Genomic DNA, 24,627 nt, shown 5'->3' with positions numbered 1-24,627 from the left:
TGGGAGCAAGCTCCCTCCAGTCCGCTCGACTTGCATGTATTAGGCACGCCGCCAGCGTTCGTCCTGAGCCAGGATCAAACTCTCAATAAAAGTTGTTCAACCGAAGTTGAGAAAGTTTGCATCTTGGCTCGCATCTATCTCTGTAACACTCGTTTAGTTTTCAAGGATCAAGAACAGGATGTTCATTGTCCAGCGTTGCGACAGGACGTCGCGTTCTTCGCTGGGCTACCATCACCGCATGTCTCTCGCGGCGACAAGAGTTAATTTACCACAGGTCATACTAGTATGTCAACAGCTAGATCTGATTTTCTTTTCGTTGCTGTTTCGGCATGAAAAAACCACGCCCCTTACGGAGCGTGGCATGATGTTGCTCAAGACTCGGTATCTTCATCCTCGTCGCCGGTGAGGACGCGGGCTACGGTCGAGACTTCCTCGCCGTCGCCATGGAGGTTGATCAACTTGACGCCTTGGGTGATGCGGCTTTGTTCCGAGATTTGGTTGACCGGAGTTCGGATGACGACACCGGTGTTGGTAATGACTAAGATATCGTCGTCGGTCGTTACGATCTTCAGGCCGACCACATATCCGGTCTTGTCTGTGCGGTCGAGGGTCTTGATCCCTTTGCCGCCGCGGCCCTGAATGCGGTAGGAGCCCATCCGGGAACGCTTGCCGTAGCCGTTGCTGGTCACGACCAGCACGTACGCTGCCTTGTTGACAACGTCCATGTCGATCACCACATCGCTCGCCGTCAGATCGATCCCTTTGACCCCGGCAGCCGTGCGTCCCATCGAACGCACATCCTGCTCGGCGAAACGCACCGACATGCCTTCGCGGGTGCCGATGATGATCTCCTGTTTGCCGTCGGTCAGCTTGACTCCGATCAGCTCGTCCTCGTCACGCAGCGTGAGCGCGATCAGGCCGGCCTTGCGGATGTTGTTGAACTGGGAGAGCGGCGTCTTTTTGACCACGCCTTTGCGCGTGCCCATGAAGAGGAACGGCCCTTGCGCCGCCACGTCCTCTTCGGCCGCCTCTGTCCCGTTGTCGATCACTTCGTCCACCAGATCGTCAGGCGCGGTATGGTCGAGCGGAATGACGGCCGATACGCTCTCGCCCTGCTCGATGTTCAGCAGGTTGATGATCGGCGTGCCTTTCGCAGCACGGCCAAACTCCGGCACCTCGTAGCCTTTCAGACGGTACACGCGGCCGCGGTTCGTGAAGAACAGCACGTCGTTATGCGAGGAGGTGATGAAGAGGTGTTCCACAAAATCCTCTTCTTTCATCCCCGTCGCCGTCACGCCGCGTCCGCCGCGGCGCTGGCTGCGGTAGGTGGAGACGGGCAGGCGCTTGATATAGCCTTGATGCGTGATCGTGATCACCACATCTTCGACCGGGATCAGGTCTGCCTCGTCGATTTCACCTTCTGCCGATGTGATCACCGTGCGGCGGTCATCGCCGAAGTTTTCGCGAATTTCCGTGATCTCTTCTTTGATGACGTTCATCAGCAGCGCCTCGTCCGCAAGAATCGCTTCGTATTCGGCGATCTGCTTCATCAGCTCGTTGTATTCGTTCTCGATCTTGTCGCGCTCAAGTCCCGTCAGGCGCTGCAGGCGCATGTCGAGAATGGCCTGGGCCTGCTCTTCGGAGAGCTTGAACTCGGTGATCAAGCCGTTGCGCGCATCTTCTGTCGTGCGAGAAGCACGGATCAGCGCGATGACCGCATCGATATGGTCGAGCGCGATGCGCAATCCTTCGAGAATGTGGGCGCGGGCACGCGCCTTTTTCAGCTCATACTGGGTGCGGCGGGTGATGACGTCCTTTTGATGCTCGATGTAGTAGTAAATCACTTCGCGCAGGTTGAGCACTTTCGGCTCGCCGTTGACCAGCGCCAGCGTGTTCACGCCAAACGTGGTCTGCAGTTGAGTCTGTTTGTACAGGTTGTTCAAGACCACCTGCGGCTTGACGTCACGGCGCAGTTCGATCACCATGCGCATCCCTTTGCGGTCCGATTCGTCGCGCAGGTCGGTGATGCCGTCGATCTTCTTGTCACGCACCAGCTCGGCGATCTTCTCGATCAGGCGGGCTTTGTTGACCTGGAACGGCAGCTCGGTAACGATGATCCGGGTCTTGCCGTTGTTCGCTTCTTCAAATTCGGACTTGGCGCGCATGACGACCGAGCCGCGGCCCGTCTCATAGGCGGAGCGGATCCCGGAGCGGCCAAGAATCTGGCCTGCGGTCGGGAAGTCCGGACCCGGGATGACCGTCATCAGATCGGAGACGGTCACGTCCGGGTTGTCGATCATCATCAGCACGCCGTCGATCACTTCGCGCAGGTTGTGCGGCGGAATGTTCGTCGCCATCCCGACGGCGATCCCCGCCGAGCCGTTGACAAGCAGGTTCGGGAAGCGCGCCGGCAGCACTTGCGGCTCTTTTTCGTTGCCGTCATAGTTCGGACCGAAGTCGACCGTCTCTTTGTTGATGTCGCGCAGGAGCTCCATCGCGATCTTGGACATTCTGGCCTCGGTGTAGCGCATCGCCGCCGCAGAGTCGCCGTCGACCGAACCGAAGTTGCCGTGGCCGTCGACCAGCAGATAGCGCGTGTTGAAATCCTGCGCCATCCGCACCATCGCGTCATAGACGGAGGCGTCGCCGTGCGGGTGGTATTTTGCCAGCACGTCGCCGACGACGCGGGCAGATTTCTTGTAAGGCTTATCCGGCGTCATGCCAACTTCGTACATCGCGTACAAAATCCGGCGATGCACCGGCTTCAGCCCGTCGCGCACATCTGGCAGCGCGCGGGAGACGATGACACTCATTGCGTAATCGATAAAGGAGTTTCGAAGCTCCTTGGATATGTCTATCGTCGGATTGCGATCAATTTCAGCCATGAGGAATCCCCTTAGATTTTGTTCTAGACGTCCAGTTGCGCATAACGCGCATTTTGCTCGATGTATTCACGGCGCGGCTCTACCCGGTCGCCCATCAGCTTGTCAAAAAACTCGTCGGCGCGCGTCGCGCTCTCGATGTCGACTTGCAACAGCGTCCGGCTCTCCGGGTCCATCGTCGTCTCCCAGAGCTGCTCGGCGTTCATCTCGCCGAGACCTTTGTAGCGCTGGATGTTGATGCCGGTGCGGCCGATCTCGTTCAATTTCTCTTCCAGCTGACGATCGTTGTACGCATAGCTGATCGTCTTGCCTTTGGTGATCTTGTAGAGCGGCGGCTGCGCGATGTAGACATAGCCTGCGCGGACCAGCTCCGGCATGAAGCGGTAGAAGAAAGTCAGGAGCAGGATGCGGATGTGCGAACCGTCGACATCGGCGTCCGTCATGATGACGAGCTTGTGATAGCGCGCTTTCTCCAGGTTGAAGTCGTCGCCGACCCCGGTGCCAAGCGCCGTGATGATCGCGCGGATCTCGTTGTTCGACAGGATCTTGTCGAGGCGCGCCTTCTCCACGTTGAGGATCTTGCCGCGCAAAGGCAGGATCGCCTGGCGGTGCCGGTCGCGGCCCTGCTTCGCCGAACCGCCTGCGGAGTCCCCTTCGACGATGAAGAGCTCCGACTCGTGCGGGTCGCGCGAGGAGCAGTCGGCCAGCTTGCCCGGCAGCGAAGAGACTTCGAGCGCCGACTTGCGGCGGGTCAGCTCGCGCGCTTTGCGGGCTGCTTCCCGGGCGCGGTACGCGAGCAGAGCCTTCTCGATGATCTTCTTCGCCGTGGTCGGGTTCTCGTCGAGGAAGGTCATGAACTTCTCGGCAAAAATCGTCTCGACGATCCCGCGCACTTCGGAGTTGCCAAGCTTGGTCTTGGTCTGCCCCTCAAACTGCGGCTCCGGGATCTTCACGGAGACGATCGCGCAGATGCCTTCGCGCACGTCATCGCCGGTCAGGTTGTTTTCGTTCTCTTTGAGCAGGTTGTATTTGCGCGCATATTCGTTGATCACGCGGGTCAAAGCCGACTTGAAGCCCGATTCGTGCGTGCCGCCTTCATGCGTGTTGATGTTGTTCGCAAACGAGTAGATGTTGTCCTTGGAGTACGAATCGTTGTACTGCAGGGACACCTCGGCGATGATGCCGTCCTTTTCGCCGGCGGTGAACACAGGCGGGGAGAACAGCACTTCGCGGTCTTTGTTCAGGTATTCCACGAAGGACGCGATCCCGCCTTCGTAGTGGAACAATTCTTCTTTTTCCCTGCCTTCGCGCTCGTCACGTAACGTGATGCGCAGGCCCCCGTTCAAAAAGGCCAGCTCGCGCAGACGGCCTTCGAGGATCTCGTATTCAAAGACGGTCGTCTCCTGGAAGATCTCGGGGTCGGGCTTGAAAATGACGGTCGTGCCGGTGCGTTCTCCCGCTTCCATGTCGCCGGTCTCTTTCAGCCCGAAGCGCGGGGCGCCGCGGTCGTAGATCTGCTGAAACACTTTGCCCTTCTGGCGGACGGTGACTTCCATCCACTCCGACAAAGCGTTGACGACAGACGCGCCGACGCCGTGCAGGCCCCCGGATACTTTATAGCCTTCGCCGCCGAACTTCCCGCCGGCGTGCAAAATCGTATACACGACCTCAACTGTCGGAATCCCCATCTTCGGGTGAATCCCGGTGGGCACCCCCCGGCCGTTATCGCTGACTTTGATGCTGTTGTCCGCTTGAATGGTCACTTGCACATGATCGCAAAAACCGGCGAGCGCTTCGTCGATGCCATTGTCAACGATTTCCCAGACGAGGTGATGCAGCCCTCTCGAAGTCGTGGAACCGATATACATCCCCGGACGCTTTCGGACCGCTTCCAATCCTTCGAGAACCTGTATCTGATTCTCATCATAAACGGAGGCATTCAATTCCTGAGTCAATGTCGGTACCCTCCAGATTCAACACGTTTGTATGTATTCTTGACGCAATTCCTATCGGTTACACCAAAATATAGTTCAATCATTTACACAAAAAGTCCGCCAGATTTAAGTCTGGGGACGGTACAACTGCTATTCAAGCTCCGAAACGAATCCGGCCCGCTTCTTCAGCGTGAGAGACGAAATCGGCGAATAGTAGACTTTTTTGGTTGTCACCACAAATGATTTGCTCTCACTTTCGTCAATCATGACGACAAATCCTTCTTCGTCTGCCACATTTAGAAATTCTTTGGTGCTGTCCGAAGAGTACTTCATCTTCAGGTCAAAAATGGCAATCACATCTTTGCTCTGGACCATGACGTCTCCGCCCAAATGAATGAACATGCCAAAATTCACCTACCCTTCTTTCGTGATTATACCATGTTCCACCCGATACACGTTAGCTTCGGCGGTCAGAAAGTGCTCCAGGCCGAAGGTCGTCGTCGTCGTGACGATCGTCTGCACCTTCTCCCCCATGCTCTGCACGAGATGCAATTGCCGCTGCTCGTCAAGCTCAGAGAGCACATCGTCCAGCAAGAGCACCGGGTATTCCCCGACCTCCGCTTTGATCAGCTCGATCTCCGCTAATTTCATCGACAGCGAAGCGGTGCGCTGCTGGCCCTGCGAGCCGAACGTCTGCACTTTGCGCCCGTCGATCCGCACTTCCACATCGTCGCGGTGCGGGCCAACCGATGTCGATCCGCGCAGAATGTCCACGCGACGCTTCAGCTCCAGCTCCTTGCGGTACACCTCTTCGAGTTGTACAAGTTCTGTACAATCCAGCGAATTCTGATAGTGAAACGACAGCTCTTCTTTGCCGCCGGAGATGCGCTTGTGGATATCTCTTGCGAAGCCTTCGAGCTTATCCACAAACTCCAGGCGCTTTTTGATCACTTTCGTGCCGTAGACGGCGAGCTGGTCGTCCCAGATCATCAGCATCTCGTCGCCGGCCTTTTTCTGACCGATCTCTTTGAGCAGGGAATTGCGCTGCAGGAGCACCTTTTGATACTGGGTGAGGTTGTAGAGGTACTGCGGCGAGACCTGCCCGATCTCCACGTCAAGAAAACGGCGCCGCTGCTGCGGGCCGCCTTTGATCAGCTGCAAGTCTTCCGGCGCGAACAGCACGACGTTGAGATGACCGACAAAGTCGCTCATCTTGCGCTTTTCCACGCCGTTGACTGCGCTTTTCTTGCCTTTTTGCAGCAGGCGGAGATCGAGGCGGTAGCTGCGATCATTCCGTTCGATCAGGCCTTTGAGCGCAGCGAACTCCGCCTCAAAGCGGATCATCTCCGCATCTTTGTTCGTGCGGTGGCTTTTGGCGACAGACAAAAGCAGAATCGCTTCGACGACGTTCGTCTTGCCCTGCGCGTTTTGGCCGACGAGGATGTTCACCCGCGGCGAAAGATCGGTGAGCTGAAGCGATTCGTAATTGCGAAAGTTGCGCAGCTCAAGCGCTTGGATCCACATCTCGAGCTAGCCCTGGACGACGCGGTAGGAGCCGATGTCCGCGATGACGATCAGATCGCCGTCGCGCAGCTTTTTGCCGCGGCGCTTCTCCGGCGATCCGTTCACCTTGATGTCCTGCTCCTCCAAAAACCATTTCACCGCGCCGCCCGAATCGAGAATATCCGCAAACTTGAGGAATTGCTGCAGGGTGATATATTCCGACTCGATCTTCACGTCTTGATAGCTCACAACAGGTTCCCCCTTAGTAGATCCGCACCGGCAGGATGAGGTGGAGGCAGTTCGGATTGTCCGGGATCTTCACCAAAAACGGGCTCATCGAGCCGGTGAATTCGATCAGCAGATCTTCGCTGTCGATCACGCGCAGCGCGTCGAGCATGAATTTGGAGTTGAACGCGATCAGCAGCTCATCCCCGTTCACAGTCACCTCTTCGATCGACTCCGACACTTTCCCGACATCGGGGGAGTTGGAGGAAATCTCGATCCCGCCTGTTTTGATGTTTAAGCGGACGAGGTTGTTTTCATGCTCTTTGGCGATCAAAGATGCACGCTCCACCGCGCCTTGCAGGTCTTTCGTCTTCACGGTCAGACCCGTTTTGAAATTGGACGGGATGATCCGCGAGATGTCCGGGTACTGGCCGTCGATCAGGCGGGTGTAGAACTGCGTTTTGTCCATTTGCACGAGCACCTGGTTGTCGGCAACGACAAGATCGACAAGTGAAGAATCGTCGGCCAGCAGTCGGCCGAGCTCATTCAGGCTCTTGCCCGGGATGATCACGTTGTGAATCTCAAGGTCTTCCGGCGCTTCGACGCTCGATTCGCGGGTCGCGAGGCGGTGCGAGTCGGTGGCGACAAATTTCAAGCTGCCCTTTTTCAGCGTGAACATGACGCCGGTCAGCACCGGGCGGATCTCTTCGCCGGACACAGCAAACGAGGTCTGGCGGATCATGTCTTTCAAAATGTCAGACTGCATGGAGAAAATCTGGTTGCCGCTGACCTGCGGCAGGCGCGGGAACTCCTCATGGTCGAGGCCGTGCAGGTTGTATTCCGATTTGCCGCCGCGGAGGATCGTCAAGTAGTTCTGCTTCACTTCGATCTCCACCGTCTGGCTTGGCAGCTTGCGCACGATGTCGCTGAGGTACTTCGCCGACAGCACGATCGCACCTTCTTCGATAACGTTTACAATCTGATCTTCTTCTATGTGCGTCGGGACGCGGGTCTCGATCCCGATCTCAAGGTCGGTCGCCGTCAGAGACAGGCCGTCTTTGGCAGCGACGATCTTGATGCCGGTCAGCACGGGAATGGTCGTTTTGCCGGATACAGCTTTTTGAACATGTTGGATCGCTTGCACGAGGTTTTGGCGCTGGATCACGATTTTCATGGATGTTTCCCCCTCAGGCAGTCATACGCTCAGTCCCCCGAGCATAGTAGTAGTAGGTGGAGTAGTTTTTATAAGGTTTTCAGTAATAACAGTAATAAGGGCACTGAATATGTGGAAAAGTGTCGAAACCTCACGACTGGACAGGTTTGGCGCGTGTGGACAATCTGTGCGTAAGGTTCTTTCACTTATCCACATATCCAGCGCCCCGTTGGACTGTGTAGTTATTCACAGCTTGATCACAATCGTTATCCCCAATTCTTAATTGTGGCCAAGTTTTTCTTTGAGGGTCTCGATCGTCTGGCGCAAGGTGAAGTCGGTCTGCAGCTCTTTGGCGATCTTCTCATGCGCGTGGATGACGGTCGTATGGTCGCGGCCGCCGAATTCGTCGCCGATCTTCGGCAGCGAAAAATCGGTCAGCTCGCGGGCGAGGTACATCGCGATCTGGCGCGGGTAGGCGATCGCCTTGGTGCGCTTCTTCGCTTTGAAATCCTCCAGCTTCATCTCGAAATGCTCACCGGTCACCTTTTGGATGTCGGCGATGGTGATCGTTTTCGGTCGATTAGAAGGGATGATGTCTTTCAGCGCTTCCATCGCCAGCTCCGCCGACAGATCGCGGTTGATCAGCGACGAATAGGCGACGACGCGAATCAAGGCGCCTTCGAGCTCGCGGATGTTGGTGTCGATCTTGTTGGCGATGTGCGAGATCACTTCGTTCGGAATGTCGAGCGCTTCCGCCTTGGCTTTCTTGCGCAGGATCGCGATCCGCGTCTCGTAGTCGGGCGGCTGGATGTCGGTGATCAGGCCCCATTCGAAGCGCGAGCGCAAGCGGTCCTCGAGCGTCGGGATCTCTTTGGGCGGACGGTCGGAGGAGATGATGATCTGCTTGCTCTCTTCGTGCAGCGTATTGAATGTATGGAAGAACTCTTCCTGGGTCTGTTCTTTTCCGGCGAGGAACTGAATATCGTCTATCAAGAGCACGTCCACATTCCGGTACTTGTTGCGGAAATCGACCGTCTTGTTGTACTGAATGGCGTTGATGAACTCGTTGGTGAACTTCTCCGACGAGATATAGACGACTTTCGCCTGCGGGTTGCTGTCCAGCACGTAGTGGCCGATGGCGTGCATCAAGTGCGTCTTGCCAAGGCCGACGCCCCCGTAGATGAACAGCGGGTTGTACGCTTTGGCCGGCGCTTCCGCCACTGCGAGCGACGCGGCGTGGGCAAAGCGGTTGCCGGCGCCGATGACAAAGGTGTCAAACAGGTACTTCGGATTGAGCGCCGATGGCACAAACTCTGAGAGCTCCTCATCCTGAGGTCCGGCCGGTGTGTTTGGCGGCGCAGGTTTTGGTGAATTTTCATAGAGAGATTCATCAAAAACTTGCGGGATGACAAACTTGACCGTCACTTCTTGCCTCGTGATGGCGGTGAGCGTTTCCTTGATGATGGCCGAGTAACGAGATTCCAGCCAGTCGCGGGAAAATTCGTTCGGCACGGAGACAATCAGTGTGTTGTTCTCATAGGACACGGGCTGTGTCGATTTGAACCACGTCTCGAAACTCGGCTTGGACAGCTTCGTCTCCAGGGTGGCAATCGTCTTCTGCCACAGGTCTAGTGCTTGCCGATCCATGAAGTCAGGAACCTCCCAAAAAAAATTACACAATAAAAATCCACATTCCCTTGCGGTTACCAACAAGTATTGTGGATAATAATTGAGGCGTACGGTGTCGATTTGTTACGGATGGTGCAGGTTGATGCAGTCTCTTGTCCCCATGCTTATGGATAACACATCCACACCTGAGGATAGTAATCCACAGAGTTATCCACACCTGTTAGTAACTGTGTGGATTCAGAAATGTTATCCACGGACAGGCTACTCCATCATATCAGAAATGAAACCCTGATGACAACGGACTTTTTCAAACTTATCCACACCAAAAACAGTATTCAGCCGCCTTTGTTCACAGCCATGTGGATTGTGGATAATGCTGTTGAAGACTTGTCGAAAAGTATTTTATCTGTCGAAAAAGTTTTCCACAGGCCGGCGGTTCGATTTTCCTCTTTTTGCGAGTGAAACCAATCTTGCAAACATCGTGCATCTCCGCTATAATGACGTAGTGTATTGTCTACAGTTGGCTTTCTCTCATTCAGATAGAAAGTTCTATAGGGAGGTGTAGATCGATGAAACGTACTTTCCAACCGAACACTCGCAAGCGCAAGAAAGTTCACGGCTTCCGTGCTCGCATGGCGTCCAAGAACGGCCGTCGCGTACTGGCTGCACGTCGTCGCAAAGGAAGAAAGGTTCTGTCCGCATAAGGCCACGTTTACCGTGGTCTTTTTTACATAACAGGCGGTTAAACGGCACCCTTGCTTCCGTATACTAGGAGATGGAATGGGGGCCAGGTTCTATGTTGCAAAAAGAGCACCGGTTGACAGACAAACGAGACTTTCAGCGGGTCTTTCATCATGGACAGTCATTCGCCAACCGCTATCTCGTCATCTATTATTTAAAAAATCGGAACAGCGACGCGTTCCGCGTGGGCTTTTCGGTCAGCAAGAAGGTGGGCAAGGCGGTGACCCGCAACCGGGTCAAGCGCCTGCTGCGGGAAGCGTTTCGCCAGAGCCGCGAACAGATTAAGGAAGCGTATGATCTGGTCGTGATCGCGCGGCCTTCCGCTGCCGAGCTGGAATATGAAAGCGTTGTGCAAAATGTACATCACCTGCTGCGCAACATGGACCGCCCCGATGCGGGCAAGCGCAAACCTGCCGCCAAGCCCCGCCAGAGCGGCACCGGCGCGCAGGACAAGCAGGGCGAGCGGAGAAAAGGGGTGCGGTAGCAGATGAAGCAGGCGCTGATGCTGCTCTTTCGCTTCTACCGAAAGTTCATCTCTCCTTTGAAACCGCCATCATGCCGTTTTCATCCGACCTGTTCGGAATACGGTCTGCAAGCGGTGCGCACCCACGGGGCGTGGCGCGGCTTGTGGCTCACCTTCAAGCGAATTCTCAAGTGCGGTCCTTGGCATCCAGGGGGATTTGACCCCGTGCCTGAGCCTTACATAGATCACGATTGCTCTCATTAAGGAGGGGAACTCAGCTTGTTTCAACGTATGAGAATTCCTGTCACCCTGCTGCTGCTGGCGGTGATGCTGACCGGCTGCGGCAGCACAAACGCTGATGGCACCTTGGACAGAAGCGGCATCTGGGGCAAATTCGTCGGGATCGTATCCGACGGCCTCGATTACTTCTATCAACTGACCACCGACTACGGCGTCGCGATTTTGATCGTGACCCTGATCGTGCGCATCATCACGCTGCCGCTGATGATCAAGCAGATCCGCTACACGAAAGTCATGCAGCAGCTCTCGCCGGAGCTGACCAAGATCCGCGAGAAGCACAAGAACGACAAGCAAAAGATCAACGAAGAGACGATGAAGCTGTTCCAGCAGTACAACGCCAACCCGCTGGCCGGCTGTTTCCCGATTCTCGTGCAGATGCCGATCCTGCTGGCGCTGTACCAGGCGATCAACACGAACAAAGCGTTGCAGCAGCACGAATTTCTCGGCATCCTGACGCTTTCCAGCACCCAGTCGATCGAAAATATCATCCTCGCGGTGCTCGCGGCGGGTACCACCTTCCTTCAATCGAAGATGTCGATGGTGAACAACGATGCGAACACCAAGATGATGCTGATGATCATGCCGCTGATGATCGGTTTCTTCACCTGGCAGTTCCCGGCGGCGCTGGGCCTGTACTGGATCTTCTCGAACATCCTGACCATCGTGCAGACCTACTTCACCAAAGGCATCAAAGCGCCTGATCAGCCGGGTGCAGCCGCACCGGCTGCGGGAGGCAAAAAGAAATGAAAAAAGTGATCACTACGGGTAAAACGGTTGAACTTGCAACCGAATTGGCTCTGAAAAAATTGGGCGTCCCCCGTGATCGCGTAACTGTAACTGTCCTGACACAGCCTCGCCGCGGATTTTTGGGACTCTTCGGCAAGAAAGATGCAGAGGTGGAAGTGGAAATTCCTCAGCTCGACCCGATCGAAGAGTCGAAAAAGTTCCTGGGCGATGTTTTGACGTCGATGTCCTTGCACGACGTGCAAATCGATGTGGAGCAAGAAAGCGACACCGAGTATGAAATCAAGCTGTCCGGCGCGTCGATCGGGATTCTGATCGGCCGCCGGGGAGCGACGCTCGATGCGCTGCAGTATCTGGTCAATCTGGTTGCAAACAAGCACAGCGAGCGATTTTTGAAAATTGTGCTCGATGCGGAAGAGTATCGCATGCGCCGCAAAGAGACCTTGGAACGCCTCGCCGAGCGGCTGGCGAACAAGGCGCTGATGCAAAAGCGCGAGATCATGTTGGAGCCGATGTCTCCGGCTGAACGCAAGGTGATTCACTCCTACTTGCAGCACCGCCCCGATGTTGTCACCTTTTCGCACGGGGACGAACCGCATCGCAAAGTGGTGATCTCGCCGAAGGAGAAGAAGCACGGCGAGAAATCCCGCGAGCGGGGCGGACGCCGGACTCCTTCGAAACATCGTTCGTAAAGAAAGACAGCCAAGAAGTCTTGTGGATAACCCGCAAGGCTCTTTTTTTTGTGTTTTTTTATCCACCTGTGGATAGTTTTTCAGCGTTTGCTGAGCTATGATAGAATGGTTATGCACATCGTCTTGAACGGGCAAGCTAAACGGAAAGTGGATAAGTTGGGAGAGAAATGCATGAATGAGTTTGATACGATCGCGGCGATCGCCACCGCGCTCGGAGAAGGCAGCATCGCGATCATTCGCGTCTCCGGAAGTGAAGCGATCTCCGTTGTGGATAAAATTTATCGGGGCAAGAAGCGGCTCTCTGCTGTGGATAGCCACACCTTCAACTATGGCCACATCGTCGACCCGGAGACGGGCGAGACTGTCGATGAGGTTTTTTGCGCCGTTTTGAAAGCGCCGCGCACCTACACGGGCGAAGAGGTGGTGGAGATCCAGGGTCACGGTGGGATCGTCGCCGTGCAGCGCGTGTTGCGCCTCGTCTTGAACCATGGCGCCCGGCTGGCCGAACCTGGCGAATTTACCAAGCGCGCCTTCTTGAACGGACGCATCGACCTGTCACAGGCGGAGGCGGTGATCGACGTGATCCGCTCCAAGACCGACATGGCGATGAAAGTCGCGCTCTCGCAGGTGGAAGGGCAGCTCTCGGGGAACATCAGGGCCCTGCGCCAGAAGATGGTCGAGATGCTCGCCCACATCGAAGTGACGATCGACTATCCGGAGCATGACGTGGAAGATGTGACCACGCAAAACGTGATCCGCGAAGGCCAAGTCGTCGTCGCGGAGATCGAAAAGCTGCTCGCCGGCGCCACGACTGGGAAGATTTTGCGTGAAGGGCTGAAGACGGTGATCATCGGCAAGCCGAACGTCGGCAAGTCGTCGCTCTTGAACGCTTTGTCGCGCACGAACCGCGCCATCGTCACCGACATTCCGGGCACGACGCGGGACATTTTGGAAGAGATGATCAACCTGCGCGGCATTCCGCTCAACATCATCGACACGGCGGGGATTCGCGAGACGGAAGACGTGGTGGAAAAGATCGGGGTTGAACGCTCCCGTTCGGCGCTGGAGCAGGCCGATCTGGTCTTGTTCGTGGTCGACGCCTCGCGCCCTTTGGAAGACGTCGACCGCGAGCTGCTGGCCGCGGTGATGCCTTACCCGGCGATCTTGATCTTGAACAAGCTGGACCTGCCGCGCGGAATCGATCTGGAAGCGCTGCGGAGCCTTGCAGAAGGCAAGCGGATCGTCGAGACGTCGGTCGCGACCGGTGTAGGGCTGGAACAGTTGGAAGCGGCGGTGGAAGAGCTGTTCCTCTCGGGCGGCATTGAGGGTAAAGAAGGAACTTATGTGTCGAACGCCCGCCATGTGGCGCTGTTGGAAAAAGGCATGCGCGAGATGAGCGAAGCGATCGCTTCCGCCCAGATGGGCATGACGCTCGATCTGGTCGCCGTCGATGTGAAAAACTGCTGGATGTCGCTTGGCGAAGTGATCGGGGAAGCGGTTGGCGAGGATCTCCTCGACCAGATCTTCTCGCAATTTTGCCTGGGGAAATAGGAGGGAGTACAGATGCATTACGAAGCTGGAACTTATGACGTGATCGTCATCGGCGCAGGACACGCCGGCGTGGAAGCTGCTTTGGCGGCTGCGCGCCTCGGCTGCCAGACGCTGATGCTGACGATCTCGCTTGATCATATCGCGTATATGCCGTGCAACCCGGCGGTCGGGGGCCCGGCGAAAGGCAATGTCGTGCGCGAGATCGACGCGCTGGGCGGCGAAATGGGCCGCAACACCGACCTGACCTACCTGCAGATGCGGCTGCTCAACACCGGCAAAGGCCCGGCGGTGCATGCCTTGCGGGCGCAGGCTGACAAGTTTTATTATTCGCACCGGATGAAAGAGACGGTGGAGTCGACGCACAACCTGACTGTGCGCCAGGCGATGGTCGACGAGCTGCTGTCGGCAAACGGCCGCATCACAGGCGTTGTCACCAACACCGGGGCGATCTACCGGGCGAAAGCGGTCGTCGTCACGACCGGCACCTACCTGCGCGGCAAGATCATCATGGGCGAAGTGCAGTACCAGAGCGGTCCGAGCGGCCAGCTGCCGTCGATGAAATTGACCGATTCGCTGCTCGGCCACGGCTTCCAATTGACCCGCTTCAAGACGGGTACGCCGCCGCGCGTGCACCGCGACTCCATCGATTTTTCGGCGACGGAGATCCAGCCGGGCGATGAGGCGTTGTACCATTTCCAATTCTCCGACGATGTCGAGCAGCGCGAACAGATGCCGTGCTGGCTGACCTATACGAACGAATCGACCCACGCGGTGATTCAGGAAAACCTGCACCGCTCGCCGATGTTTTCCGGCGTGATCGAAGGCACCGGCCCGCGCTACTGCCCGTCGATCGAAGACAAGATCGTCCGCTTCGCCGAGCGTCCGTCGCACCAGATCTTCCTGGAGCCGGAAGGGCGCTACACGGCCGAGTACTACGTGCAGGGGCTGTCCACGTCCTTGCCGGAAGAGGTGCAGCTGCGCATGCTGCGCACGATCAAAGGCTTGGAAAAAGCCGTGATGATGCGCCCGGGCTACGCGATCGAATACGATGCGATCGTGCCGACCCAACTGCAGCTGACCTTGATGACCAAAGAGGTGGAAGGGCTGTTCACAGCCGGCCAGATCAACGGCACGTCCGGTTATGAAGAAGCGGCAGGGCAGGGTCTGGTCGCCGGGATCAACGCGGCGATGCATGCGCAAGAGCGCGATCCGGTGATCCTCGACCGCTCCGATGCTTACATCGCGGTAATGATCGACGACCTGGTCACCAAAGGCACCAACGAGCCGTACCGCCTGCTGACCTCACGCGCCGAATACCGTCTGATCTTGCGCAATGACAACGCCGACCTGCGCCTGATGGAGCTCGGTCACAAGATCGGCCTCGTGCCCGATGACCGTTTTGCCCGCTTCCTGCAGAAAAAAGAAGCGATCGAGCGTGAAAAAGGCCGCCTGCGCACCACCCGGGTCAAGGCGGATGAAATCAACGGCCGCCTGACCGAGCTGGGCTCGGCACCGATCGCCGACGCCGTGACGCTGGAGCAGCTCCTGCGCCGTCCGGAAGTGGAGTACAAGGTGCTGGCTGAAGTCGCGCCGGCGCCGGAAGCGCTGCACCCGGAAGTGGCGGAGCAGGTGGAGATTCAGACCAAGTATGCCGGTTACATCGAAAAGTCGTACCAGCAGATCGAAAAGCAGAAGAAGTTGGAGCTGAAATTGATCCCGGACGACATCGACTACAGCGTGATCAAAGGGCTGTCTTCCGAGTCGCGCGAGAAGATGAGCAAGATCCGCCCGCGTTCGATCGGGCAGGCGTCGCGCATCTCCGGCGTCAACCCGGCCGATATTTCGATCCTGATGGTCTATCTGGAATCTCACGGAAAGAGGAGTGCAGCGAATGTCTGAGGTGCAGACCTTCTTCAAGACGCAAGTGGCAGCAAAACTGGGGCTCACGCTGTCTGACGAACAGTTGGGGCAATATGAGACCTATTTCAATTGGCTGGTCGAGTGGAACGAAAAGATGAACCTCACGGCGATCACCGATGAGCAAGGCGTGTATGTGAAGCATTTTTACGATTCGATGACGCTGTTGTCGGTGTCGCGCTTTCAACGGAGCGGCACGTTGCTCGATGTCGGCGCCGGGGCTGGTTTTCCGTCGCTGCCGGTGCACATCGCGGCACCGGAACTGCAGGTGACGGTGCTGGACTCGCTAAACAAGCGGATCGGCTTTTTGAACGAGCTCGGCAGCGCGTTAGGAGTGAAAAGCTTTAAAGCGGTGCATGGCCGGGCGGAAGACTTCGCCAAGCCGGACCTGTGGCGGGCACAGTATGACCAGGTGACCGCCCGCGCCGTGGCGCGCCTGAATGTGCTGTTGGAACTGTGCCTGCCGTATGTGAAGACGGGCGGACACTTCTTTGCGATGAAAGGGCCGGATGCGGACAACGAGGTGTCGGAAGCGAAGAAAGCGCTCGACGTGCTCGGCGGGCGCGTCGTCGAAGTGGTGAAAACAGCGCTGCCCTTCGAAGAAGGCGAGCGCAACATCATCGTTGTTGAAAAAATCAAAGCCACGCCGAAACAATATCCGCGCAAGGCGGGAACCCCGGCAAAAAGCCCGCTTTAAGTTAAGTCGTTTTTTGTAAAAAGATAGGAACATTTGCAGTCTGTGGCTGAATAGCAGGAAAAATCCGCAGTTTTGCCGAAGTATGTTGAGAAGTTTTACGTGCATGTACATAGGAGTAGGTGGGTGAGTTCGGTGGTGAAAGAGCAATTGTCACGGATTTTCGGTCTGGGTGATCGGGAAGAAGCGATGACGGCAGTGGCCGGGCAGGATGCAGCTCAAGCTTATGAAGAGGTGCAGCAGATTCCAATCGACCAGATCGTTTCCAGCCCCTATCAGCCGAGAACGATTTTTGACGATGAACGCATCGAGGAGTTAGCGCAGACAATCCGCACCCACGGGATGATTCAACCGATCGTCGTTCGCAAAGTTGGCGATAGATATGAACTGATCGCAGGGGAGCGCCGTTGGCGCGCTTGCACCAAGCTCGGCATGGAGTCGATTCCGGCCATCATCCGCGAGTTGACCGACACGCAGGCCGCATCGGTTGCGGTGATCGAGAACTTGCAGCGTGAAGGGCTGACTGCGATTGAAGAAGCGGTGGCGTACGCGAAGCTGTTGGAACTGCATGGGCTGACCCAGGAAAGTCTGGCCCAGCGTTTGGGCAAAGGGCAGTCGACGATCGCCAACAAACTGCGCCTCTTGAATCTCCCGCAAGCTGTGCAGGAGTCGCTGATGGCGCGCAAGATCTCGGAGCGCCATGCCCGCGCACTGCTGGCACTGGGGCAAGAGGAATTGCAGCTGAAGGTGTTGCAGGAAATCATAGATAAAGAAATGAACGTCAAGCAGACGGAAACGCGCGTCAAGGCGCTGTTGGAAGCGCAGGTTCCGGTCAAGAAGCCGCGAAAGATTTCGTTCTCCCGCGACATTCGCCTTGCTGTGAACACGATTCGCCAGTCGCTCGACATGATCGTGCAAAGCGGAATTCATTGTGAGAAAGAAGAAGAGGATCACGAGGACTACTACCAATTTGTAATTCGTGTGCCGAAATCAAAATCGTAAGTTTTATGCTCAAATTCCTCGCTATATTCGAAATTCATTCCAGCAGGCGACAAGCCTGCTTTTTTGCATGCTACCCTTTTTACGCTTTATCTTGTAAAATGAAGGATGCGTCTTAACGTTTTGAAAGAGGGTGATGCTCATGGCGAGAGTCATCGCAGTGGCGAACCAAAAAGGTGGCGTGGGCAAAACCACGACATCGGTGAACCTCGGTGCATGCTTGGCCAGTCTTGGCAAGCGCGTGCTTTTGATCGATATCGACCCGCAGGGGAACACGACCTCCGGGATTGGCATTAATAAAGCCGATGTGCGCTATGATATTTATGATGTGCTGATTAACGAAGTGAACGCGAGCGAAGCGGTCAACGATACGGAAGTTCCGAATTTAAAAATTCTCCCGGCGACGATCCAACTGGCCGGGGCGGAGATTGAATTGGTGTCGACGATGTCGCGCGAAGTCAGACTGCGTCAGGCTTTGCAGCCGCTGAAGTCACAGTTTGATTACATGCTGATCGACTGCCCGCCATCGTTGGGGTTGTTGACGGTGAATGCGCTGACGGCGTCCGACTCCGTTTTGATTCCGATCCAGTGCGAGTATTATGCGCTGGAGGGGCTGAGCCAGCTGTTGAATACGATTCGGATGGTGCAGAAGCATCTGAACACGTCGCTGGAGATCGAAGGTGTGCTGTTGACGATGCTCGACGCGCGGACCAACCTGGGTCTGCAAGTGATCGAGGAAGTGAAGAAGTATTTCCGCGAGAAGGTGTACACGACGGTGATTCCGCGCAACGTGCGCCTCGGGGAAGCTCCTTCGCATGGCCAGTCGATCATTCAGTATGATCCGCGCTCGCGTGGTGCTGAGGTCTATCTGGAACTCGCAAAGGAAGTGGTCGGGGCATGAATAAGCGTGCAAGCGGACTCGGGCGGGGATTGGAAGCGATCTTCAACTCGAATCCGAAAGGGGACGAGCCGGTTTCCAGCGTTGCTGTAGCGGAATTGCGTCCGAACCCGTATCAGCCGCGTCGTGTGTTCGATGATGAGAAGATCGAGGAATTGGCAGCGTCGATTCGTGAGCATGGCGTGATCCAGCCGCTGATCGTGCGGGCGGCTGTCCGCGGCTATGAAGTGGTGGCCGGGGAACGCCGGCTGCGCGCTTCGAAGCTGGCCGGTCTGACCGAAGTGCCGGTGGTGGTGCGTGACTTTACGGATCTCCAGATGAATGAGATCGCGCTGATTGAGAACTTGCAGCGTGAGGATCTGAATCCGATCGAAGTGGCAGAAGCGTATCAGAGCCTGATGGAGAAGTTCGACATGACGCAAGATGTGTTGGCCAAGAAGGTCGGGCAGTCCCGGTCTCATGTGGCAAACATGCTGCGTTTGTTGAATTTGCCGGGGGAGATCCGCGAACATGTTTCACGTGGAACATTGTCGATGGGTCATGCGCGGGCGCTGCTCGGTATTCAGGACAAGAAGCAGCAGATCGCCCTGGCCGAGAAGACGATCGATGAGGAGCTGTCGGTCCGGCAGGTGGAGCATTTGGTGAACCGGATGCAAAATCTGCAACAGCGCGAGCCGAAGAAGGCTGCGAAGCCGAATCCTGTTCTGAAGCAGTATGAAGAGGAGTTTCGGACGCGGCTGGGGACGGGTGTGAAGATTTTGCAAGGGAAAAAGCGTGGGAAGATTGAGATTGAGTACTTCTCGACAGATGATCTGGAACGGATTTTGAGTTTGTTGCAGGAGTCGTAAGCGAGGGATAGGGATAGCGGGGTCATCCGATACTGGTAGGTGTGAGAGCCAGTAGCGGAGGATTCCGCTATACGTGTATTTGCGGGGAGTTTAAAGGAAGCGGCAGGCGCAGGTTGGGTGGTCGGGTCCGGGCGGGAGATGCTCCGGGTTCACGGTGAAATCTGAACCCTTTGATTGAGTAAGACCGTTTTTTCGGTAGGGTATAAGATTTCAATTTCACCACTCCGCATCTCCCGCCCTCCCCCAAGGGGGCTGGGGGTGTGCGGGGGTTTTTGAAAAGCGTTGGTTGTGGAGGAGGTTGAGTGGAGTGATTTATTTCGATAATGCGGCGAGTTCGTGGCCGAAGCCGGCCGAGGTGGCGGCGAAGATGGAGGAGTGCTTGCGGGAGTATGGGGCGAATCCGGGGCGGGGGAGTCATGCGCTTTCGATGAAGGCTTCGCGGGTGATTTTTGAGGCGCGGCGCAAGGTGGCCGGGCTGTTTGGCGTGAAGAATCCGGACAATATTATTTTTACGCAGAATGCAACGGAAGCGCTGAATATGGGGATTCTCGGGCTGTTGGAGCCGGGGGATCATGCGATTACCACGATGTTGGAACATAACTCGGTGCGCCGACCGCTGGAGTATGTGCGGCGGGAGCGCGGGGTGGAGCTTACCTATGTGCAGGGAGATGCGCGGGGACGCCTGCTGGCGGAGTCGGTGCGGGAGGCGATTCGGGAGAATACGAAGCTGATCGTCGTTACGCATGGGTCGAATCTGACCGGAACCCTGTTGCCGGTTGAAGAGATCGGGAAGATCGCCAAGGAACATGGCATCGTGCTGATGGTCGATGTGTGCCAGACGGCGGGCGTGTATCCGATCGACGTGGAAGCGATGAACATCGGCATGTTGGCGTTTACCGGGCATAAGAGCCTGTATGGGCCGCAGGGCACCGGCGGGCTGTATTTGCACCCGGAGGTGGAACTGGAGCCGCTGATGCACGGCGGGACGGGCGGATATTCGGAGCTGTTGGAGATGCCGAAGACCCGACCGGATCGCTATGAGGCCGGCACGCGGAACACCGTCGGGATTGCCGGGTTGTTGGCAGGGATAACGTATCTGGAAAGTAAAGGTCTTGACAAGGTTCGGGAACATGAGGAAACATTAGCATATCAACTGCATCAGGGACTGGAATCGATCGCAGGCGTTACGGTGTATGGCCCGCCGCTTGGCGAGCCGCGAGTGCCGATCGTTTCGTTTACGATTGCCGGCTATGAGTCGCATGAAGTCGGCTTTATTTTAGATCGTAATTATGGCATCTGTGTACGCTCCGGGCTGCACTGCGCCCCTGTCGCACACGAGACGATCGGCACCCTTGAGCAAGGGGTAGTCCGAGCCTCTATAGGGCTGTTTACCACCTCAGAGGACGTGCAGGCGCTGCTGGATGCGGTCGCGGAGATCGCAGGCTGAAGCAGTTGCAGCTCTCGGTAGGGAAGAATGTGCGAACGTTCGCTGACATGCTGTGTTATTACGGAAGCTGATCTCGCAGACTTGTCAGGTAGAAGAGTGAGAGGGTTTAGCTCTTGATAGGTTGATTGTGAGTAGGTTGCCGAGATTGCGTGCTATGTTTTGCAAAAGATTGAGTCTAGATCCATAGTAAGGATGATTGTGACGGCAGTGGCTGATCTTGCAGACATGTCAGGCAGAAGAATGTGAGGATCTGGCTCTTGATAGGTTGATTGTGAGTAGCATTACCGAGATCGCGTGCGATGTAATGCAAAAGAATGAGCGTGGATCATAATAGGATGATTTGTTGGCAGTGGCTGACCTTGCAGACTTGTCAGGCAGAAGCGTGAGTGGATCTAGCTTCTGATAAGGTTGATTGTGAGTAGAGACGTCAAGATTGCGTGCTGTGTCAGGCAGAAGAGAGGGAGTCGGAAGGATGTCTCTGTTGGGGACGGTTGTGAATGCGGTCGCGATTCTGATTGGCGTGGCGATCGGCGGGCTGATGAGCCGGATTCCGGATCGGATGAAGGTGACGATCTTGCAGGGCTTAGGTCTGGCCGTGTTTGTCATCGGGCTGTCGATGGTGGTCGATGTGGCGACGGCGGACGGGTATGATTTCTTTATTGTGATCGCGTCGCTGGTGTTTGGCGGGATCATCGGGGAACTGCTCGACATCGAAGGCAAGCTGAACTTGCTCGGCAAGTGGATCGAAGGCAAGATGAGCCGCTTTGGACAGGGCAAGATCGCGGAGGCGTTCGTGTTTTCCTCGCTGGTCTATTGTGTGGGGGCGATGGCGATCGTCGGTGCTTTGGAGAGCGGTCTGGAAGGGTCGCACAAAATCTTGTATACGAAGGCGATGCTGGACGGATTCTCAGCGATCTTCTTCACGTCGGCGATGGGCATCGGTGTCGGCTTGTCGGCGATCCCCGTCTTTTTGTACCAAGGGGCGATCGCACTGGCTGCCGTGTGGCTGGCCGGGTTCCTGTCCGACCCGGTGATCACCGTGATGTCGGCGACCGGCGGAATCTTGATCATGGGAATCTCGCTGAACGTGATGGAGATCAAGAAGATCAATGTTGGCAATCTGCTGCCGGCGATTTTCGTGGCGGCGATCATCAAAGTGATCCTGATCCCCTATGGATATTAAGGCGAAGGGAGCTTGCAAAACGGCAGGCTCCCTTTATGCATGGGGGTATTTGGCGGCCATATCTTGTCTGGGATGGGGCATTTTAAAAGTACAGGCAGGGGCCTCGTATTCTGTGCTAAAATAGCGAATATGCCCAGTAGATGCTAACGTTGCGGATCAGTGGTAGAAGAGGAGGTACGAGGGTATGGAGCCAAACGAGTGGATTTTGGCCAATCTCGATGCGGTCGTCGCGTTGATTTTCGGGTTGCTGTTGCTGCTTCTGATCGTGTTCATCATCCAGTCGGTACGCCTGCGCAAAGTGCAGAAGCGGTACCGGGTGCTGATGAAAGGAATGGAGCAGGCGAATTTAGAGCAAGCGCTGTTTACATATGCGGACGATGTGCGGGCGATGCGCGAAACGGTGCAAGGTGTCATCGCGGCACAGAAACAGCAAGCCCAGGAGCTGCAGATCTCGTGCGGTCCGGTCGGCGTGGTGCGCTACAATGCGTTCCCAGGCACAGGCAGTGATCTCAGCTACAGCATCGCGGTGCTGAACCGGGATGCGGACGGAGTCGTGTTTACGTCGATCTTTGGCCGCGAAGAATCCCGCTCTTACGCCAAACCGGTCACAGCCGGTGCGTCAACCTATCCGCTGAGCGATGAAGAGAAGCAAGCGATCGCGCTGGCGATGGAAAAGATGAGATAGAGGACTCCGCAATTGCGGGGTCTTTTTTTGTTATTGATTTAGAAGCACCTATAGTATAATGGAATGTAGAGCCAACTTGACCGGAAAGGAGACTTACATCACATGTGGCAGTTTCTCGACATCTTGATGGTGCTGTCTGCGCTTGGCGCATTTACGTTCGTGATTTTGGTTTTGCGCAATAAGACCAACACACGATATATCAAACTTCGCGAGTTGTTCACCGGCCTCTTCTTTATCTTCTGGGGACTGGGAGATATCCTGAACCGCGATTCGGCGGCGTTCGGGATGGCGTTTGTGGGGTTGGGGGTTGTTTGGCTGTTCCTGTTCCTGCGGACGCGGTACTTGAAATAGTTTCACGTGGAACAATGTGAAAACATCCTGGGGCGGAGAAGCTGCCCAGGATGTTTTTTGGTTAGCGGGTTGCGTTTTGGATGCGCTGCGCGACTTCTTCGGGGCGCATGCCATGAGCGTTGATGACCGGTGCTTTAGTCGTCGTATCGTTGATGCCCATGATGTTTTGGTCTGCGCCGGAGATGACGATCGCATCGAGGCCTTGACTTTGATTGTTCAGGTTCTGCGCGTCGAGATCGCAGCAGTCATAGCCCTGCTGGCTCAGGAAGTCACGCACATTGCCCAGATTCGCTTCTACAGCAACACGTTTGTTGGTCATTTCGAAAACCTCCCCTCAGAGACTTTGGTAGTGGGACAACCAAAGCTAGTATGAGGAGAGGTCGGGGTTGTTATGCGAAAGGATTAGCTTTTGAAGCCGAGCAGGTTGTTGATCCGATTGACCAAATGCTGTTTTTGCGGAACGGGCTCCGGCAGGCTCGGCAGTTCGGGAAGCGGGAACGTGGCCGCTTGTGTCAACGATTCGGTCAACGCGTCGGCGATGCAGTCGGCCATTTTCATCACGACCGACAGACGCGTGTTCTGCAATACGAAATATTCCATAAAGCCTCCCACATTCACGATGCCCGTGATATGGATATGGCCCACTTCCGGCAGTACTTTGTTCACGCCGGCACCGGGTTTCAGCGGGCCGTCGCCGAGCGTGACCATGCCCACCGAGGAGAGCTGCCCAAGGCAGGCATCGACCGCGATCACATACGGCTGGTGGTACTTCGCTTCGATCTCTTGTATGGTATCTTTAAGATTGACGGCATGCACAGGCGCATCGAGCGTCCCGTAGACGACCGCTTGCTGGGCTTGCAGACGCCCGCTCAGCTTGGAGCCGACGAGCGGCCCGAGCGCGTCGCCTGTGGAACGGTCGGTGCCGATGCAGACGATTACCACTTGGCGTTCACGGGACGGCTGATGAACAGTGTGCAGAAGTCGTTCGGAAAGAAACTTGGCAGCTTCAACGCTTGTATGGTCAACCTTGTACGGCAGATCGGCACTCCGGGTTACGTTTGGTTTGAACATGTGGTTTCTCCTCCGCAGTTCATAGGTTTTACCAGTATATGCAGTTGGAAAAGGTTTCATACCTCGTCCACTCCGCTCATACCTTGAGAAGAGAACCTTGTGCAGGGAACGGAGGCGGAGCTCGGGTGGTGGACTTGCTGTTGATGGTCGTGGTGGCGTGGTGCGCCTATTTTGGCTGGAAGCGCGGTTTTTTGCGAACTTGCATCGATGCGCTGGCGCTGGTGGTGCCGCTGTTCATTTTGACGCTGTCGATCCCGTTTTTGAAAAGTGTGCTGTTTGACGAAGGCTGGAGCTTTGGGTTGGCTAAATGGATGGCCGGGCATCTGGTGAAGACCTCGCCGTACTCGAACGGATTTTTAGAGCTGGAAACTGCGCAAGCGGTGACCAAGGGACTAAACTCGCACGCGCCTGCGGTGGTCGAGCGTTTCTACGAACTGTTTCTGCTGGGCCTGATGGGCGGGGCGGTTTTCATCGGCTTGCAAATGATCTTGCGCGTGTATGAGACACTATGGAGAGATGCGCACGGCATGTGGCGCTCACAGGCGCTGGGCGGCGTGATGGGGCTCGGGATCGGGCTGACCATCTCCACCTATCTGGTCAGCGTTCTGGGGCTGATCTGCTGGATTCAGGGGATGCAGTGGCTCGATCAGGGGCTGATGAAGTCGGTGTTCGTGCATGTCTTGTATCGGTTTATTTTCTGGTGAGGATGGTGGCAGG

Annotated in this window: 25 protein-coding genes and 1 rRNA gene; 16 read left to right on the top strand and 10 right to left on the bottom strand. The window is 56.2% G+C overall.

The genetic code is table 11. The features are described 5' to 3' along the window. The 8 genes from EV586_RS19910 to dnaA all read right to left on the bottom strand — a co-directional run. Window positions 1-90 (bottom strand): 16S ribosomal RNA (locus tag EV586_RS19910); the annotation flags it as partial. A 281-nt stretch (window positions 91-371) separates the two neighbouring features. Next, complete coding sequence (gyrA, locus tag EV586_RS19905) at window positions 372-2,885, bottom strand: DNA gyrase subunit A (RefSeq protein ID WP_132946821.1); 2,514 nt, start codon at window positions 2,883-2,885, stop codon at window positions 372-374. A gap of 23 nt (window positions 2,886-2,908) precedes the next feature. Continuing rightward, window positions 2,909-4,837 carry a DNA topoisomerase (ATP-hydrolyzing) subunit B gene (gene gyrB / locus EV586_RS19900; RefSeq protein WP_132946820.1) on the bottom strand — a complete coding sequence of 643 codons (1,929 nt, stop codon included), beginning with the start codon at window positions 4,835-4,837 and terminating at the stop codon, window positions 2,909-2,911. A gap of 129 nt (window positions 4,838-4,966) precedes the next feature. After that, window positions 4,967-5,218 carry an extracellular matrix regulator RemB gene (gene remB, locus EV586_RS19895; RefSeq protein WP_087456295.1) on the bottom strand — a complete coding sequence of 84 codons (252 nt, stop codon included), beginning with the start codon at window positions 5,216-5,218 and terminating at the stop codon, window positions 4,967-4,969. 12 nt (window positions 5,219-5,230) lie between these two features. Further along, window positions 5,231-6,340, bottom strand: a complete 1,110-nt coding sequence (gene recF, locus EV586_RS19890) for a DNA replication/repair protein RecF (protein ID WP_132946819.1) — start codon at window positions 6,338-6,340, stop codon at window positions 5,231-5,233. A gap of 6 nt (window positions 6,341-6,346) precedes the next feature. Next, complete coding sequence (yaaA, locus tag EV586_RS19885) at window positions 6,347-6,568, bottom strand: S4 domain-containing protein YaaA (protein ID WP_132946818.1); 222 nt, start codon at window positions 6,566-6,568, stop codon at window positions 6,347-6,349. A 13-nt stretch (window positions 6,569-6,581) separates the two neighbouring features. Then, the gene (gene dnaN / locus EV586_RS19880) at window positions 6,582-7,718 is read right to left on the bottom strand and encodes a DNA polymerase III subunit beta (protein ID WP_132946817.1); all 1,137 of its coding nucleotides are present in this window, start codon (window positions 7,716-7,718) and stop codon (window positions 6,582-6,584) included. 258 nt (window positions 7,719-7,976) lie between these two features. Beyond that, window positions 7,977-9,344, bottom strand: a complete 1,368-nt coding sequence (gene dnaA, locus EV586_RS19875; protein WP_132946816.1) for a chromosomal replication initiator protein DnaA — start codon at window positions 9,342-9,344, stop codon at window positions 7,977-7,979. 551 nt (window positions 9,345-9,895) lie between these two features. Here dnaA and rpmH point away from each other — a divergent pair. The 15 genes from rpmH to EV586_RS19800 all read left to right on the top strand — a co-directional run bounded on the left by rpmH (window position 9,896) and on the right by EV586_RS19800 (window position 22,839). Continuing rightward, entirely contained in the window at window positions 9,896-10,030 is a 135-nt protein-coding gene (gene rpmH / locus EV586_RS19870) for a 50S ribosomal protein L34 (RefSeq protein ID WP_132946815.1), read from the top strand. Between the two features lie 92 nt (window positions 10,031-10,122). Continuing rightward, a complete protein-coding gene (gene rnpA / locus EV586_RS19865; protein WP_243653102.1) occupies window positions 10,123-10,551 on the top strand; it encodes a ribonuclease P protein component in 429 nt (142 codons plus the stop codon). 3 nt (window positions 10,552-10,554) lie between these two features. Further along, window positions 10,555-10,794 carry a membrane protein insertion efficiency factor YidD gene (gene yidD, locus EV586_RS19860; RefSeq protein WP_132946813.1) on the top strand — a complete coding sequence of 80 codons (240 nt, stop codon included), beginning with the start codon at window positions 10,555-10,557 and terminating at the stop codon, window positions 10,792-10,794. Window positions 10,795-10,809: 15 nt separating this feature from the next. Further along, complete coding sequence (locus EV586_RS19855; RefSeq protein WP_243653101.1) at window positions 10,810-11,577, top strand: YidC/Oxa1 family membrane protein insertase; 768 nt, start codon at window positions 10,810-10,812, stop codon at window positions 11,575-11,577. Further along, on the top strand, window positions 11,574-12,266 hold the full coding sequence (jag, locus tag EV586_RS19850) for an RNA-binding cell elongation regulator Jag/EloR (RefSeq protein ID WP_132946812.1): 693 nt from the start codon (window positions 11,574-11,576) through the stop codon (window positions 12,264-12,266). Before EV586_RS19855 ends, jag begins: the two co-directional genes overlap by 4 nt. Window positions 12,267-12,437: 171 nt before the next feature. Next, window positions 12,438-13,817, top strand: coding sequence for a tRNA uridine-5-carboxymethylaminomethyl(34) synthesis GTPase MnmE (gene mnmE, locus EV586_RS19845; protein ID WP_132946811.1), 1,380 nt, complete (start codon window positions 12,438-12,440; stop codon window positions 13,815-13,817). Between the two features lie 12 nt (window positions 13,818-13,829). Next, window positions 13,830-15,716: a tRNA uridine-5-carboxymethylaminomethyl(34) synthesis enzyme MnmG gene (gene mnmG, locus EV586_RS19840; RefSeq protein ID WP_132946810.1), complete on the top strand. Its 1,887-nt coding sequence runs from the start codon at window positions 13,830-13,832 to the stop codon at window positions 15,714-15,716. After that, the gene (rsmG, locus tag EV586_RS19835) at window positions 15,709-16,431 is read left to right on the top strand and encodes a 16S rRNA (guanine(527)-N(7))-methyltransferase RsmG (protein WP_132946809.1); all 723 of its coding nucleotides are present in this window, start codon (window positions 15,709-15,711) and stop codon (window positions 16,429-16,431) included. The genes mnmG and rsmG overlap by 8 nt, the downstream gene beginning before the upstream one ends. A 135-nt stretch (window positions 16,432-16,566) precedes the next feature. Next, window positions 16,567-17,430 (top strand): nucleoid occlusion protein, encoded by an 864-nt coding sequence (gene noc / locus EV586_RS19830; RefSeq protein ID WP_132946823.1) that lies wholly within the window; start codon window positions 16,567-16,569, stop codon window positions 17,428-17,430. Between the two features lie 139 nt (window positions 17,431-17,569). Continuing rightward, window positions 17,570-18,328 carry a ParA family protein gene (locus EV586_RS19825; protein ID WP_132946808.1) on the top strand — a complete coding sequence of 253 codons (759 nt, stop codon included), beginning with the start codon at window positions 17,570-17,572 and terminating at the stop codon, window positions 18,326-18,328. Beyond that, window positions 18,325-19,173 (top strand): ParB/RepB/Spo0J family partition protein, encoded by an 849-nt coding sequence (locus EV586_RS19820; RefSeq protein ID WP_132946807.1) that lies wholly within the window; start codon window positions 18,325-18,327, stop codon window positions 19,171-19,173. Before EV586_RS19825 ends, EV586_RS19820 begins: the two co-directional genes overlap by 4 nt. Before the next feature lie 307 nt (window positions 19,174-19,480). Next, window positions 19,481-20,620 (top strand): aminotransferase class V-fold PLP-dependent enzyme, encoded by a 1,140-nt coding sequence (locus EV586_RS19815; RefSeq protein ID WP_132946806.1) that lies wholly within the window; start codon window positions 19,481-19,483, stop codon window positions 20,618-20,620. Between the two features lie 472 nt (window positions 20,621-21,092). Further along, window positions 21,093-21,803: a DUF554 domain-containing protein gene (locus EV586_RS19810; RefSeq protein WP_207893947.1), complete on the top strand. Its 711-nt coding sequence runs from the start codon at window positions 21,093-21,095 to the stop codon at window positions 21,801-21,803. Between the two features lie 184 nt (window positions 21,804-21,987). Further along, window positions 21,988-22,488: a DUF4446 family protein gene (locus tag EV586_RS19805; protein WP_132946805.1), complete on the top strand. Its 501-nt coding sequence runs from the start codon at window positions 21,988-21,990 to the stop codon at window positions 22,486-22,488. A 102-nt stretch (window positions 22,489-22,590) separates the two neighbouring features. Beyond that, window positions 22,591-22,839: a hypothetical protein gene (locus tag EV586_RS19800; RefSeq protein ID WP_132946804.1), complete on the top strand. Its 249-nt coding sequence runs from the start codon at window positions 22,591-22,593 to the stop codon at window positions 22,837-22,839. Between the two features lie 61 nt (window positions 22,840-22,900). On the opposite strand, the gene EV586_RS19795 is transcribed toward EV586_RS19800, so the two are convergent. Together EV586_RS19795 and yyaC are read right to left on the bottom strand one after the other, a co-directional pair. Next, the gene (locus EV586_RS19795) at window positions 22,901-23,158 is read right to left on the bottom strand and encodes a YkuS family protein (RefSeq protein WP_132946803.1); all 258 of its coding nucleotides are present in this window, start codon (window positions 23,156-23,158) and stop codon (window positions 22,901-22,903) included. A gap of 83 nt (window positions 23,159-23,241) precedes the next feature. Further along, window positions 23,242-23,910 (bottom strand): spore protease YyaC, encoded by a 669-nt coding sequence (yyaC, locus tag EV586_RS19790; protein ID WP_132946802.1) that lies wholly within the window; start codon window positions 23,908-23,910, stop codon window positions 23,242-23,244. Between the two features lie 125 nt (window positions 23,911-24,035). On the opposite strand from yyaC, the gene EV586_RS19785 reads away from it, so the two are divergent. Beyond that, a complete protein-coding gene (locus EV586_RS19785) occupies window positions 24,036-24,614 on the top strand; it encodes a CvpA family protein (protein WP_165898720.1) in 579 nt (192 codons plus the stop codon). The last annotated feature ends 13 nt before the right edge of the window (window positions 24,615-24,627 follow it).

The sequence above is a fragment of the Tumebacillus sp. BK434 genome (genome assembly GCF_004340785.1).
Lineage (GTDB): Bacteria > Bacillota > Bacilli > Tumebacillales > Tumebacillaceae > Tumebacillus_A.
Note: the sequence above shows the minus strand (reverse complement) of the source record. Positions and strands in the feature narration are given on the sequence as shown.

Excerpts from the sequence above, each read along its gene's own strand:
- gyrA (WP_132946821.1), bottom strand. The coding sequence starts at position 2,885 with ATGGCTGAAATTGATCGCAATCCGACGATAGACATATCCAAGGAGCTT.
- remB (WP_087456295.1), bottom strand. The coding sequence starts at position 5,218 with ATGTTCATTCATTTGGGCGGAGACGTCATGGTCCAGAGCAAAGATGTG.
- recF (WP_132946819.1), bottom strand. The coding sequence starts at position 6,340 with ATGTGGATCCAAGCGCTTGAGCTGCGCAACTTTCGCAATTACGAATCG.
- dnaN (WP_132946817.1), bottom strand. The coding sequence starts at position 7,718 with ATGAAAATCGTGATCCAGCGCCAAAACCTCGTGCAAGCGATCCAACAT.
- dnaA (WP_132946816.1), bottom strand. The coding sequence starts at position 9,344 with ATGGATCGGCAAGCACTAGACCTGTGGCAGAAGACGATTGCCACCCTG.
- rpmH (WP_132946815.1), top strand. The coding sequence starts at position 9,896 with ATGAAACGTACTTTCCAACCGAACACTCGCAAGCGCAAGAAAGTTCAC.
- rnpA (WP_243653102.1), top strand. The coding sequence starts at position 10,123 with ATGTTGCAAAAAGAGCACCGGTTGACAGACAAACGAGACTTTCAGCGG.
- yidD (WP_132946813.1), top strand. The coding sequence starts at position 10,555 with ATGAAGCAGGCGCTGATGCTGCTCTTTCGCTTCTACCGAAAGTTCATC.
- jag (WP_132946812.1), top strand. The coding sequence starts at position 11,574 with ATGAAAAAAGTGATCACTACGGGTAAAACGGTTGAACTTGCAACCGAA.
- mnmE (WP_132946811.1), top strand. The coding sequence starts at position 12,438 with ATGAATGAGTTTGATACGATCGCGGCGATCGCCACCGCGCTCGGAGAA.
- mnmG (WP_132946810.1), top strand. The coding sequence starts at position 13,830 with ATGCATTACGAAGCTGGAACTTATGACGTGATCGTCATCGGCGCAGGA.
- rsmG (WP_132946809.1), top strand. The coding sequence starts at position 15,709 with ATGTCTGAGGTGCAGACCTTCTTCAAGACGCAAGTGGCAGCAAAACTG.
- EV586_RS19825 (WP_132946808.1), top strand. The coding sequence starts at position 17,570 with ATGGCGAGAGTCATCGCAGTGGCGAACCAAAAAGGTGGCGTGGGCAAA.
- EV586_RS19820 (WP_132946807.1), top strand. The coding sequence starts at position 18,325 with ATGAATAAGCGTGCAAGCGGACTCGGGCGGGGATTGGAAGCGATCTTC.
- EV586_RS19810 (WP_207893947.1), top strand. The coding sequence starts at position 21,093 with ATGTCTCTGTTGGGGACGGTTGTGAATGCGGTCGCGATTCTGATTGGC.
- EV586_RS19805 (WP_132946805.1), top strand. The coding sequence starts at position 21,988 with ATGGAGCCAAACGAGTGGATTTTGGCCAATCTCGATGCGGTCGTCGCG.
- EV586_RS19800 (WP_132946804.1), top strand. The coding sequence starts at position 22,591 with ATGTGGCAGTTTCTCGACATCTTGATGGTGCTGTCTGCGCTTGGCGCA.
- EV586_RS19795 (WP_132946803.1), bottom strand. The coding sequence starts at position 23,158 with ATGACCAACAAACGTGTTGCTGTAGAAGCGAATCTGGGCAATGTGCGT.
- yyaC (WP_132946802.1), bottom strand. The coding sequence starts at position 23,910 with ATGTTCAAACCAAACGTAACCCGGAGTGCCGATCTGCCGTACAAGGTT.